The sequence below is a fragment of the Acinetobacter sp. ANC 5378 genome (genome assembly GCF_013004315.1).
Lineage (GTDB): Bacteria > Pseudomonadota > Gammaproteobacteria > Pseudomonadales > Moraxellaceae > Acinetobacter.
Genome location: NZ_JABERK010000003.1, coordinates 1 through 13,618, shown reverse-complemented (window position 1 = coordinate 13,618; position 13,618 = coordinate 1). Strand labels below are relative to the sequence as shown.

Sequence of the window (13,618 nt, the reverse complement as noted above, 5' to 3'; positions counted from 1 at the left end):
TACAGATGTCTACATTATCTATGCCAAATTGATTTGATGGGTAGCATTTAATGACAAAATTGTGTAAATCTTTTTCAAAAAAACGGCAAAAAAGGAGCCGAAGCTCCTTAAGGTGTAAATATGATCATTTTAGGATTATTTAGAAACGCCTTCCGCATCTTGGAATATTGATAGGTGAACCATAAACTCTAGAAAGGCAATTGTACCAACTTGTTCAAAAAGTGTGGAATAACACGCGGTTCAAGAATGATCGTCATGATCACCCCGTATGCAGCTCCCCAAAGATGTGCACTATGGTTGATGTTGGAATTGCCACGTTTGCCTGACCAGATACTGTAAGCGATATATAAAATTGCAAAAATAATCGCCGGTACAGGAATAAAGAAAACAAAAATCAGTTTCCACGGTTCAAATAGAATATAAGCAAACAAAACTGCCGAAACTGCACCGGAAGCGCCTAAACTTGCCCATCGGTGATCATTTTTATGTTTGAGATAACTTGGAATAATGGCAACAATCAAGCCGCCTAAGTAGAACAAAACAAAGCCAAGATCAAAAAAATACTGTCGGTAAAAACTTTCAATCACACTACCAAAAAAGAATAGCGTAATCATATTAAAAATCAGATGGGCGCCATCAGCATGGACAAAACCATGAGTAATAAAGCGGTCATATTGCCCACGTTGCATTGCAGGGGGCCAAAAAATAAGACGGCTCATGACCTTCTGATTGGAAAATGCAATCAGTGAAACAGCCACTGTAATCAGGATCAGGCTAACAGTATGGTTAAAAGGTAAATCTAGCATAAAGTGACAGTTCAATTTTTAAATATTTATAGCTAATAATGCCATTAAATGAAGTGTTAAGACGAACTTTTATAATAATTCCGACAATTTTAGTTGATTTTTTTTTATTACCCCGCATCTTCAGTTAAAATGATCACTTCAGCTTGAGGAAATATGATTATGTCGACTGAGAACATCAGCGCTGCAGTTGCAGAAGAAATTCCAAATTTATTGATTACGCCAACGGCACAAGAGTATTTGTTTGATTTGCTTGAAAAACAAAACACTCCAGGGATTGCTGTACGTATTTTTGTGGAAAATCCTGGTACGCCACGTGCTGAATGTTGTATGGCATATAGTGCACCTGAAGAAGTGATTCCTACAGACTATAAACAAGATTACCCAAATTTTGCGGCTTATATTGATGCTCCATCTATCCCATATTTGTTAGATGCGGTGATTGATTACAATAAAGACCGTTTTGGCGGTCAATTGACATTCCGCGCACCCAACTCAAAAGTGCCACGCGTAGGTGCGGATGCTTCGATTGAAGAGCGTATTACCTATGTATTGCAAGCCGAAATTAACCCGGGTCTTGCAGGTCATGGCGGTAACTGTGCCTTAGTTGAAATTGTTGAAGATGAAGAACATGGCCTAACTGCTGTATTAAAATTCGGTGGTGGTTGCCAAGGTTGTTCATCGATTGATTTGACCTTGAAACAAGGCGTTGAAACAACCTTAAAACAACATGTTCCTGAGTTGGCACGTGTGGTTGACCAAACTGACCACAGCAATACTGAAGGTGCTTACTTCAAGTAAGTTCTGAAAGTACTTTAAAAATAACCTCCTATATGGAGGTTATTTTTTGAATATGAAAGAACAGAGCCGCTTCACGCGGCTTTTTTTATTGTTCAATCTTTAAAATTTTCTGTGCTGTTTCAGCATAATAAAACTTTTCTAAATAGGCTCTTGCACGTTCTCTTAAATATTCGGATGAAACGAGCTTTTGAACAACAGGTGCTAACAATTGCTGTAATTCCTGTTGAATTAAGGCTTCATCAATATTCAAGTCGCGGAGTAACAGGTCAAAACTACGCTGCTGATTCCGGGTATACCAGGCATAAACACCATCATGAACTTGTTGTTTTAAATATTCTGTTTGACGCAGATGATCCCAAATTTCATGCCCTAAGCCCACAGTGTTAGGCAGGTCTTGAACTTCGATATAGTTCTTTAATACCGTTAAAGGCATATCTTTAATTTTATGCCACAAATTGGCCTGGAAGTGATACAGCTTTTCATCATCAAAATGTTGATTTAAAACATGCTCACTCATTTGGCTGAGCTTTAAAATATTCTTTTGCAGATAATGGCCAATGGTCTCATCCAGATTGGAGTCAGTCACGGTTTCTAAAACCGATTTCCCCATTTTCATAAAACGTGAAACACCCGGAACACGTTTTGCCATCACCGAATTATCTAAATAATCCTGAATTGAATGTTGAATCAATTGCGTGATCATGGCTGAAAAAGCAGGGTTGTTGACTACGGTTTTAATCAGGCGTTGACGATGTCCACTTTTACTCGCGACATATTGCGCAATTTTATCGACGGTTAATACCGGAATCACATCCGCAATTTGTGTGTTTTCATTGGCTGGATGAATTAAAGCAAAACGAAGATGTTCGGTAATTTGCTCAATTAAAAAAGTACTCGCAGGGGTGGCTAAAATCTGCTTTTGAAATAGCGCGTTGATTTGTTCAAATGACCAGATATCCTGCAAGGTTTGTTTTCTAAACCAGTGATAAAAATTCAAAAACTCATTTTCAATCGTGGCAGTATGTGAAAACTCCTGCTCTAAAAAGTCAAGATGAGCTTCGATCAATTGCTCAATCATCGGATGTTTTTGCATACTGTCTCTGCAAGCTAATTTAATGGGATAAGTTTATCAGCAAGTGGGTTTTTTAACTTTTGGGTTTTTGCTAGAAAAGGTAAATAGTGGTTCGCCACTTGTTGTTCTGCTTCTAAAATAGGCATGTGCCCGACATTATTTAAAATAATAGGCGTTTCGGCCCGCTTTAATAAAGATTGTAATTCATTTGCCGCTTCAACATTAATGATCTTATCTTGCTTGCCCCAAAGGATTAGCGCGGGTGCTTCAATGGTTCGTGTCAGTCGGGCAAATGATTCAGGCGTATAAATACGACTCAGGGTGATCAATTGTTCAATCATTTTACGGGTTTGCACTGATTGCGAAATCAGTCTTTTTTCTTGTGCTTTTTTAAAATAAAGTGGTAAGTCTGGTGGGGTTTGCATCACTTGACCTATCACATCGTCTAGATCGCCCGGTTTAGACACAATCAGATGCTTTAAAAAATAAGGGTCTTTGGTATAGGCGGTATTGGCCTGTTTATAGATGCCTACGCTATTGAGTAAAAACAGACTTTGCGTATCAAATGGATATTGTGATGCATAAACAGTTGCAATGGAGCCACCCAGCGAGTGTCCGGCAATATTCAGTTTATCTTCAACTTTAATGGCTTCAACAAAACGGCGTAAGCGTTGCGTGACATTGGGAACAGACAGATCAAAATTATCTGCAACTTTGCTTTCACCATTGCCAGGAAGGTCTGGAATAATCACATGGTAATAAGGTGTTAAAAAATGTGCCACCCCATTCCAATTATCTCGATTTCCCGCCAAACCATGAATGAGTAATACGGCAGGTTTATTGCTGGAGCCACCTTCACTATAACTCCAGCTAATATCATCAATTTTAATGGTTTTACTGCGTAAGCCGGCTGCATTACGTTCTTTAACTAAATAATTTTCTAATGAGAGTTGAGCATCACGGGGTGTTTTATTTATTGCTGCATAAGAATAAAGAGGCGTGCTGATAGAAAGTGCTAAGCACGTCATTTGCAAAAAGCGGGATAAAATCGAGTGAAGCGGTGTCATTGATCATCATCCTAATGTGTTAATGACGATAATTCTTTATACGCAATCATATAAAAATCATCTGATTTTTACTGCATTTTATTTTTTTAAAAATGTCTGTAGTTTATTGTAATTATTATTAAATAATTGTCACTGAATAGTTTTTTGAATTCCGTTACGTGAATCCTGAAAAGTGTGCACCAGATCAAATTTATGAGCTAAATAAAATATTTTGTAACTTTGTTATTAATTAATCAGCTATTCTTTTTGCAAGTGACTTTCCAATTTCATCGCATTAAAATATTGTAACTTAAAACATTGGAAGACCAGCATGCTAACAGCAGAAGAAGCTTTAGATCGTTTAAAAAAAGGGAACCAGCGTTTTGTATCGGGGGAAACGACACACCCCAAACAACTTTCACATCAGCAACGGGCAGAAATGGCAGGAAATCAAAATCCTTTTGCCATCGTCTTGGGTTGTTCAGATTCTCGTGTTCCTGCTGAAATGGTGTTTGATCAGGGTTTAGGTGATTTATTTGTCATCCGTGTGGCAGGTAATGTGGTTGCACCTTCACAGGTCGGCAGTGTGGAATTTGCTGCAGAACGTTATGATTGCGCTGTCGTGGTGGTATTAGGGCATAGTCATTGTGGCGCTATTCAGGCGACCATTGATACCTTGATGAATCCAGATCATCCACCTTCATTAAACCTGATGTCTATTGTCAACCGTGTTCGCCCATCGGTTGAAACATTGATGCAAACTGAATTGAAAAACGATTTGGCTAAACTGTCGAAACATGCAGTTCGTTCTAATGTTTTTGCCTCTGTGAATCAGCTGCGTCATGGTTCTGCGGTTTTAGAATGCCTTATTGCCAAAGGCCAGTTGAAAATTGTTGGTGCAGAATATTCTCTAGAAACGGGTGAAGTTTTGTTTTTTGATTTTTAAAATAAAATTAAGCTTCAAACTGAACAAAAGGCGCTTTATAAAGCGCCTTTTATATAGGGATAAGCATTGTTTAGTAAAATGCTTTGTGCGGTTGCATTGGGATGAACTAAATCCTGTTGCATCAAGTTTTTCTTGCCTGCAATTCCTTCTAAAAAGAATGGCATCAATTTTACTTTGTACTGTTGACTCACAATCTTGTAATTTTTTTCAAAAGCTTTGCTATAGGCGGTACCGTAATTCGGTGGAATTTTCATTCCAAAAACCAGCACAGTGGCTTTAGCTTTCTGACTTTGTTGAATTAAATTAGCCAGGTTTTTTTGAATCAATAGCGGTGATTGACCGCGTAAACCATCATTTCCACCTAACTCAATTACCACAATATGCGGTTTATGAATTTGCAATAATTTAGGCAAGCGTGCCAAGGCACCGCTGGTGGTTTCACCACTGACACTGGCATTGACCACTTTATGTCGTTTCGGATACTGTTGCTCTAGACGTTTTTGTAATAAATGTACCCAACCTTGCTGTGCTTGTATGCCATAGCCTGCGCTAATACTGTCACCCAGAATCATAATGGTTTTAGCAGACACCACCACTGGAGCAAGACACAGGCTGAACAGCGCCAGGCAAGCAAATACACGAGTTTTTAGATTGCGATTTTGCATATAGGGATTTTATGATCCAAGTGACGAGTGACCATTCCATCATGCCACAAGCAATAATTTCTGCACAACAACTGACACAAAAGATAAAACTTCCTCAAAAGGAATTTATTATTTTCGAAAATTTCAGTCTGGATATTTTGGCGGGTGAACAGGTTGCCATTACCGGGCGTTCAGGTTCAGGAAAATCGACCTTGCTTGGAATACTGGCGACCTTAGATCAAGCCAGTTCAGGGAAATTGGTGGTTTGTGGTGAATCGATTGCAGAACTGAATGAAGAACAACGTGCACTGGTACGTTTAAAATATATTGGCTTTGTATTCCAGTCTTTCCAACTGTTGCCGCATTTAACCGCGGTAGAAAATGTGATGTTGCCGCTGCGCTTACAGAAGAATTTTAATTTTGCAGCCGCTGAAAAAAAGGCATTGGCTTTGCTTAAAAAAGTCGGTTTAGAACGCCAGGCGACACAAACGCCCAAAGTGCTTTCTGGTGGGGAACAGCAACGTGTTGCCATTGCGCGTGCTTTAATTAGCGACCCGAAAATCATTTTTGCCGATGAACCTACAGGTAATTTAGATACCCAAACAGCTAAAGAAATTGAGCAACTGTTATTTCAGCTGAATCGTGAATTTGGCACGACCTTGGTTTTGGTGACCCATGATCCAACATTGGCTGAACAATGTCAGCGTCATTTTGAACTGCTTGATGGTCGCTTGATTGAACATCGTAACGGTGAGGGCTGAAATGAATCCGCTATTTCGACCCTTGCTGACCCAGAGTTTTAAAAGTACCGGCGTTTACTTACTGATCATTGCTTTGACTTTGGCCATTAGTGCGACCACGGCACTGAAATTCAGTAATGAACAGATTCAAAATGCCGTTGCATTACAAGCGGCTGAAATGCTGGCAGGGGATTTAGTCCTGAGCGACAATCAGCCGCTTGAAAAAAAGTGGCAACATAAAGCTGATCAATTAGCGTTACAACAATCTGAAGTCACCACATTCAGTTCGATGGCGCATACCAATGATCAATTTGTGATGGTCAATGTCAAAGCCATTGATGATGCTTTTCCTTTGCGTGGTGAAATTCGGGTTTCCCCAAAGGCACAGAAAATTCAGGCAGGAGAAGTCTGGCTGAGTAATCGTGCTATGGATTTGTTGCATGTCAAAGTCGGGGATAGCGTCAATATTGCTGATGGAACCTTTAAAGTCACTGCTAAAATTGAACATGATTCCAATCAGGAACTGGGCTTTTCCGGTTTTTCGCCCACGGTAATTATTTCCCAAGCCGACATTGCCCGAACCAATGCCATTCAAATTGGCAGTCGGGTTGAATATCGTTTATTGATGGCAGGGGCTGCCCAACAGACCAAACAGTTTGAACAGGATTTCAATCAGCTGCATAAATCTGCGCAAAGCAAAATACAGAATGAACAAACCAGCCTGAAGCTGCGTAATGCCAGTGAAGGTAATACTCGTTTAATGAAGCCGATTGCCAATCTAGATACCTTTCTGCAACTCACCAATATTTTGACCATTTTGCTGTGCGGTATTGCGATTGCATTAACCAGTCAGCGTTATGTGCAACAAAATCAGGATAGCATTGCACTGATGCGTTGTATCGGGGCAACAAAAAGACAAATTCTTAGCGCGTACTTGGCTTTATTGAGCGTGGTCCTAATTGTCGCAATGGCGATTGGCAGTCTTGCAGGGGTCGCGCTTGGATATGGTTTGTTGCAACTGATGCTGCAACTGATTCCACATCTGCAAATTGAATTTTCTGTATGGGATATGCTGTTTGGGCCATTGCCGATTGCGATGCTGACCAGTGCAGTGGTGTTACTGGGTTTTATCGTGCCAAGTTTATGGCAGTTGCTGAATACACCGCCTATTCGTGTGATTCGCCAGCAAGAAAAATCAGTACAATCCATGCTATGGATGTTGCTGATGGGAACAGCCAGTCTGGTGCTGTTTAGTGTGGTACTGACGGAAAATATTGTGCTGACTGCTTGGGTGATCGGTGCAATTATCATCTTGTGTACGGTGCTGTATATGCTGATTTGGGGCTGCTTAAAACTGATTAAAAGCTTGAAGTGGTCCATTTCAGCTTATATTCGCGCGCCTTATCAAACTGCCTTTCAAATTACCGCTTTGGCACTCGGTCTAAGTTTGATTACCGTCTTGGCGGTACTGCGAACGGATTTGCTTGAGCGTTGGCAGCAACAATTGCCAGAAGGTACACCGAATCAATTTGTTTATGGCTTGCCGCCGTTTGATATGCCTTTATTTAAAGCACAGCTTGAGCAACGGGGTTGGCATAGTACGCCACTTTATCCCAATATCCGTGGGCGACTGGTGGCAAAAAATGATCAGCCTTTTTCGGAAAACTTGCTTAAAAGCAATGAGTCTTTGCGCCGTGAACTTAATTTAACCCAAACCGCAGAATATCCTACGGACAATAAAATCGTGCAGGGCACAGCAGCATTGCAACGGGCAGGTGATGTTTCAGTTGAAGTAAAAACAGCTGAAGAACTGGGCATTAAAATAGGTGATCGACTGACCTTTAGTTTGCCTGAAGGTTTAATCCAAGCCAAAGTCATTAATTTGCGTAGTGTCGAATGGGAAAGTTTTAGTCCGAATTTTTTCTTTATTTTTGCACCCAAGACTATGGATGAAAATGCGGGTAGCTATTTGGGTAGTTTTTATGTGCCCGAACAGGATAAAAAACAACTGATTTCCGTGATTCAGCAATTTTCCAATACGGTTTTTATTGATGTCAGTTTGATTCTGGATGAAGTGAAACGCCTGGTAAATGTGCTGGTGCAAATTATTACCATACTCGCGCTATTGGTCAGTGTCTCTGGGATTTTGGTTTTAGTGGCCTGTTTGAACCTGTTGATGGATGAACGCAAACGGGAAGTGGCTTTGCTGCGCTCATTTGGCAGTTCCAAACAAAAGCTAAAACAAATGATGAGTGTGGAGATCGGTTTTATTGGATTCATGGCCGGTGTGGTTTCATGTCTGTTTGCAGAAGTGATTAGCGCGATCGCCAGCTATAAAATGAATTTGACCATTCAGGCGCATTGGGAAATTTGGCTGATTTTACCGATTTTAATGACCGTGGTTTGTGCCCTGATTGGACGTTATCGCTTAAGTTATCTTTGCGATATCCCACCATTACAAAGTTTGCGAGAGATGAATCAATAATAGATTCATCTCACAAACAGGATTCATTAACATTAAAACTGCAGTTGTGCGCGCATGGCTGCAAGAATTTGACGCCAAACTGGTTCAAGGATTTGCACTTGTTGCATGCAGTAATCATAAAATACAGAGCAGGTCACTATACCCACACCCAAACCTAGAAGAAAGCCTAAACGGGGTTTATGAATGTGTTGTCCCAAGTACCAAATAGCCGCTAATACTGCGCCCATCAGCATACCGCCAATATGGGCAGCATTATTAATCCCAGGCATAGTGAAGCCAATAAACAGGTTAATCCCCATCACCATGACCAAGGTTTTTTTATCTAAAATAAAACGCTGCTTGGGTAAGATGGGCAATAAAGACAAAACCGTTAATGCGCCACCAAGACCCATCACCGCTCCAGATGCACCAGCACTGACGGTAGGGAAAAGTTTAGGATCATGGGTTTGCAGCAGTTCAAAGGTATTTTGAATATCGATAAAGCCACTGAGCAAACTTCCCATCAGGCCTGCAAGAATATATAAACCTAAATAATAGAATCGACCCAAAAGTTGTTCTGCCACACTGCCGAAAATATACAAGGCCCACATATTGAGCATTAAATGGATCAAGCCAAAATGAAAAAACATGCTTGTAAACAGGCGGGTGGGTTCCTCTAAAAAGGTTAAAGGTGCATAATCAGCTCCCCAATGAATAGCGTCGACCAGACTTGGGCTGGTAATATTGACCCCTGTGAGCACTTGCCAGAGAAACAAACCGATATTGATGGCAATAAAAAGTGCAGTCAGCCACCAAAGGTGAACCTCAGGTTTACTTTGAATGGGGGGAGGTGAAAATTCAGCCATGCTATTCTTTTATAATCTTTGCTATATTCAGCTTCAAGCTTAGCACGAAAAAACAGATATTTTGGAGTAACTCACTGACATGAAAGCTTTTATTGTTCGTAGTTTGTTAATACTTGTCAGTTTGGTGCTTTTAGTACAACTTTGGATATTTTCAAGTCTGGTGTGGTGGAGAACCCATCCGGTTGACACGACCATGATGATGCGTCTGGATTATTGGTCAGAGCCGTCTAAGCCGATCAAACATCAATGGCGTGATTACGATCAAATCAGTGACTACCTTAAGCATGCAGTGGTTGCAGCAGAAGATGGTAAGTTTTTACAACATCATGGTTTTGATTGGGCGGGCATGCAATTTGCCTTAGAACGGAATAAAGACAAAGGCAAAGTGGTGGCTGGCGGTTCAACCATTTCCCAGCAATTGGCGAAAAATCTATTCTTATATAATAAGCGTTCATTTCTGCGTAAAGGTCAAGAAGCTGTTGCAACGTGGATGATGGAGCGCGTCTGGACGAAGCAACGTATTTTAGAAGTGTATTTAAACTCGGTTGAATTTGGCGATAATATTTACGGTGTAGAAGCAGCTACCCAACATTATTTTGGCAAAAGTGCGAGAAGTTTGAGTCGTGAACAAGCAGCTTTTTTAGCGGCCATTTTACCTAATCCAAAATATTACCAAGACCACCGTGATGACCGAAAACTACAATACCGTAAACGTATGATTCAAAAATATATGCGTTATAGCAATATTCCCTAATTCAAGACCATAATAAAAAGCCCAAATTTTTGGGTTTTTTTATGAAATTGTCATGATTTTGAAGCATACTTATGAAGATATGGATCACTTTCGAATAATCATAGGTTAGGTATGAATACTGCAGCAGGCACATCTCCTACACAAACAGAATATGCATATAACGATCGCTATATTAATCGTGAACTTTCTATTTTAGATTTTCATCTGCGTGTATTAGAACAGGCGGTTGATCCACTACATCCTTTACTTGAACGCATGAATTTCTTGCTTATTTTCTCGCGTAATCTGGATGAGTTTTTTGAAATTCGTTTTGCAGGACTGATGGAGCAACTCGATTTAGGCAATGAAAGTCATAGTCCGGATGGGTTAACCCCAAAGCAAGTGTTAGAGATTATTTCTAAAACAGCACATGCTGCCATCGAACGCCAATACCGTATTTTAAATGAAGAAATTCTGCCAAAATTGCGTGAAGAAGATATTTGCTTCTTGCGTCGTGGAGAACTCACACCTGCTCAATCGGTCTGGATTAAAAAGTATTTCCAAGAGCAAGTGGCTCCAGTGCTGACTCCGATTAGTCTAGATCCAGCCCATCCATTTCCACGTTTAGTCAACAAAAGCTTAAACTTTATTGTGACCTTGGAAGGGAAAGATGCTTTTGGTCGTCAAATTGATTTGGCGGTTGTGCCTGCACCGCGTTCATTACCGCGAGTAGTCCGTTTGCCGGATGAACTCACCGATGGCAAAGAGCATCATGTCATGCTATCTGCGATTATTCATGAGCATGTTTCCGATTTATTCCCAGGTATGACTGCCACAGGTTGCTATCAATTCCGTGTCACACGTAATGCCGACTTGGCTTTAAACGAAGATGTCGAAGATTTAGCTAAAGCTTTAAAAGGGGAGCTGAATTCGCGTCGTTTTGGCCGTGCAGTACGTCTGGAAGTGACTCAAAACTGTCCTGAACATATCTATGAATATTTGCTGGATGAATTTGATCTCCACCAAGAACAGCTTTACAAAGTAGCGGGTCCGGTAAACCTGGCGCGTTTATTGTCGAATTTTAAACGTCCACATTTACGTTATGATTCCCATACCCCGATTATTCCGACAGTATTGAAGAAGTCTGAAAATATTTTCTCTGCCATGCAGAAACAAGACATTCTTTTACATCATCCGTTTGAATCCTTTGCACCAGTCATCAATTTGTTGCGTGAAGCAGCACGTGATCCGCAAGTGCTCGCGATTAAGCAAACTTTGTATCGTAGTGGAGCAGATTCTGAAATTGTTCAGGTACTTGCAGAAGCGGCACGAAATGGTAAAGAAGTCACAGCGGTCATTGAGCTGCGTGCACGTTTCGATGAAGAATCCAATATTGAAGTCGCGAATGTGCTTCAAGAAGCCGGTGCCGTGGTAGTGTACGGTATTGTCGGTTATAAAACCCATGCCAAAATGATTCTGGTGGTGCGCCGCGAAAATAACAAACTGGTGCGTTATGTACATTTGGGTACAGGTAACTATCATGCAGGCAATGCCCGTATTTATACCGACTATGGCTTGCTGACCACCGATAAAGAACTGTGTGAAGATGTGCATCGCATTTTTCAGGAATTGACCGGTATGGGGAAAATGGCGAAGTTGAAAAAACTGCTGCATGCGCCATTTACCCTGCATGCTCAACTGATCAATTTTATTGATGAAGAAATTGCCAATGCCAAAGCAGGCAAGCCTGCGCAAATCATTGTCAAGGTAAATGCACTCACTGAAATGCAGCTGATTAACAAGTTATATGAAGCTTCGCAAGCCGGTGTAAAAATTGATTTGATTATTCGTTCAATTTGCTGTTTACGTCCTGGTTTACCGGGGCTTTCCGAAAATATTCGTGTGCGTTCAATTGTCGGTCGTTTTTTAGAACATACCCGTGTGTATTACTTTGGCAATAATGGCAATGCCCGAATTTTCTGTTCCAGTGCAGACTGGATGGATCGTAATTTATTTAACCGTGTTGAAGCCTGCTTCCCCATTGAAGACCCAGCACTGAAAAAACGTATTTATCAGCAAGGTTTGCTGACGTATTTGAAAGACAATCAGCAAGCGTGGCTGTTGCAAGGCGATGGAACCTGGTTGCGTGCAACAGTCGCAGAAGGTCAAGAGCCGCATAATGCACAAAGAATATTATTGGATATCATCAAATAATTCCTTCCAGTATCGAGGAAGAGATAAGGGAGTCTTTGGACTCCCTTATTTTTATGCGATGGAAAGATTGAAAATAAAAAGATCTAATTTTTTAAGCAGGCAATTTTCCGATAAGTGCTTTTAATATTACCTTCAATTTTATAAAGAGAGGTGAAAGTCTGCTCTGCGACTTGCTGCAGGTTAAGACCTGCTGATACTAAAGTTAAAATTTCATATTCAATTGCGCTTAAATGTATTGGCGTGTTGAGTTGAGCAGTGGATATTATTGGGTTAGATTCTACTTGATGCGACAAAATATATTGCGCTAAAACATGATGGATAGGTGCTCCACCGCGCAGAATGCTTTTAATGTTATTTAAAATTTCTGCTTCAGTATTTTCATGAAAAATATAACCCTGTGCACCTGCTTGAATAGCATCAAACAGTAAAGCTGTCTGGTGTTGCGTTAAGACTGCAATAACATTTGCATCGGGATGGATTTTTTTGAGTTGCCTGATCAATGTAATAGTGGCGGTTTGATCAATAGATAAATCGATTAAAATCAGGTTGGGTAAATGTTGTTGTAAGAGTTGTTCAGCTTCAGTAAGATGATCAGTACTAATAATTAATTCAGCAGGATAGCCTATTCCAACAAGAATGCTCTCTAATAGATGATTAAAGGCGGGTAGATCCTCTATCAACAAGATAGGAACAGGCAACATCAGTTCAGCCACTAGGCTATTCTCACACTGGTTTAGATTTTATTGAGTAACTTTGCTATACAACCCCTCAAAGTACTATCCCAAGAACTAGGGAATTTATCGAATTAAAGTAAATTTAAGTATCTAAAGAATAATAAAGAATTGAAAAACTTGGTCTTATGATGATCTGGAGGTTATTGAGTCTTTTTGTTCAAAGCGTATTGATTTTTACCCATTAAGAAAAAAGCACTATTTATAAAAATATTCTTCAGTATGAAACATATTTCTGATTATTGGCTGGTTAAGAGTGATATTCCAAATTTTTAAGGGTCTCAATATTTTAATTACGCTATAAGTAATAAGTTGTCTTTTAGCTTTAATCGCTAATCTGTATGGAAAAACTATTTTTTGGATAATTAGCAATGGAATTTATTCGAGCAAAAAAGTGGTCAGGAAGAGAATTGGGCAATAAAAAAAGGAGCAATTGCCACTGCTGTCCCATAGTTTGATTTAAATAAAAAAACCTGAGTCCGAACAGTTAAAATATGAGTGCAAACAAACACTTTAACGACCAGGATTCAGGTTTTGTCACATCAGAATACCGTATTT

12 protein-coding genes are annotated in these 13,618 nt (G+C 40.2%); 6 read left to right on the top strand and 6 right to left on the bottom strand.

Annotation, left to right across the window (positions count from 1 at the left end):
- Positions 1-188 precede the first annotated feature (188 nt).
- Positions 189-806, bottom strand: coding sequence for a rhomboid family intramembrane serine protease (locus HLH16_RS00320; protein WP_131291236.1), 618 nt, complete (start codon positions 804-806; stop codon positions 189-191).
- Between the two features lie 159 nt (positions 807-965).
- Between HLH16_RS00320 and nfuA the strand changes: the two genes are divergently transcribed.
- Positions 966-1,604 (top strand): Fe-S biogenesis protein NfuA, encoded by a 639-nt coding sequence (gene nfuA, locus HLH16_RS00315; protein WP_131291234.1) that lies wholly within the window; start codon positions 966-968, stop codon positions 1,602-1,604.
- An 85-nt stretch (positions 1,605-1,689) separates the two neighbouring features.
- Here the strand turns inward: nfuA and HLH16_RS00310 are convergent, their stop codons facing one another.
- Together HLH16_RS00310 and HLH16_RS00305 are read right to left on the bottom strand one after the other, a co-directional pair.
- On the bottom strand, positions 1,690-2,697 hold the full coding sequence (locus tag HLH16_RS00310) for a hypothetical protein (protein ID WP_131291232.1): 1,008 nt from the start codon (positions 2,695-2,697) through the stop codon (positions 1,690-1,692).
- Positions 2,698-2,711: 14 nt separating this feature from the next.
- Positions 2,712-3,743 (bottom strand): alpha/beta fold hydrolase, encoded by a 1,032-nt coding sequence (locus tag HLH16_RS00305; protein WP_131291230.1) that lies wholly within the window; start codon positions 3,741-3,743, stop codon positions 2,712-2,714.
- A 310-nt stretch (positions 3,744-4,053) separates the two neighbouring features.
- Here HLH16_RS00305 and HLH16_RS00300 point away from each other — a divergent pair, with 310 nt between their 5' ends.
- Positions 4,054-4,668 (top strand): carbonic anhydrase, encoded by a 615-nt coding sequence (locus HLH16_RS00300; RefSeq protein WP_067724303.1) that lies wholly within the window; start codon positions 4,054-4,056, stop codon positions 4,666-4,668.
- A 35-nt stretch (positions 4,669-4,703) separates the two neighbouring features.
- Here the strand turns inward: HLH16_RS00300 and HLH16_RS00295 are convergent, their stop codons facing one another.
- Entirely contained in the window at positions 4,704-5,333 is a 630-nt protein-coding gene (locus HLH16_RS00295) for an arylesterase (RefSeq protein ID WP_131291228.1), read from the bottom strand.
- An 11-nt stretch (positions 5,334-5,344) separates the two neighbouring features.
- Between HLH16_RS00295 and HLH16_RS00290 the strand changes: the two genes are divergently transcribed.
- Both HLH16_RS00290 and HLH16_RS00285 read left to right on the top strand, forming a co-directional pair.
- On the top strand, positions 5,345-6,073 hold the full coding sequence (locus HLH16_RS00290; protein ID WP_131291226.1) for an ABC transporter ATP-binding protein: 729 nt from the start codon (positions 5,345-5,347) through the stop codon (positions 6,071-6,073).
- Position 6,074: 1 nt separating this feature from the next.
- Positions 6,075-8,537 carry an ABC transporter permease gene (locus HLH16_RS00285; protein ID WP_171527782.1) on the top strand — a complete coding sequence of 821 codons (2,463 nt, stop codon included), beginning with the start codon at positions 6,075-6,077 and terminating at the stop codon, positions 8,535-8,537.
- 32 nt (positions 8,538-8,569) lie between these two features.
- Here HLH16_RS00285 and HLH16_RS00280 read toward each other — a convergent pair whose 3' ends face one another.
- A complete protein-coding gene (locus HLH16_RS00280; RefSeq protein ID WP_131291222.1) occupies positions 8,570-9,382 on the bottom strand; it encodes a rhomboid family intramembrane serine protease in 813 nt (270 codons plus the stop codon).
- 79 nt (positions 9,383-9,461) lie between these two features.
- On the opposite strand from HLH16_RS00280, the gene mtgA reads away from it, so the two are divergent.
- Together mtgA and ppk1 are read left to right on the top strand one after the other, a co-directional pair.
- Entirely contained in the window at positions 9,462-10,136 is a 675-nt protein-coding gene (mtgA, locus tag HLH16_RS00275; RefSeq protein ID WP_067724298.1) for a monofunctional biosynthetic peptidoglycan transglycosylase, read from the top strand.
- Positions 10,137-10,247: 111 nt separating this feature from the next.
- Complete coding sequence (gene ppk1 / locus HLH16_RS00270) at positions 10,248-12,329, top strand: polyphosphate kinase 1 (protein ID WP_131291220.1); 2,082 nt, start codon at positions 10,248-10,250, stop codon at positions 12,327-12,329.
- Between the two features lie 83 nt (positions 12,330-12,412).
- On the opposite strand, the gene HLH16_RS00265 is transcribed toward ppk1, so the two are convergent.
- Complete coding sequence (locus tag HLH16_RS00265; protein ID WP_131292201.1) at positions 12,413-13,042, bottom strand: response regulator; 630 nt, start codon at positions 13,040-13,042, stop codon at positions 12,413-12,415.
- Between the last annotated feature and the right edge of the window lie 576 nt (positions 13,043-13,618).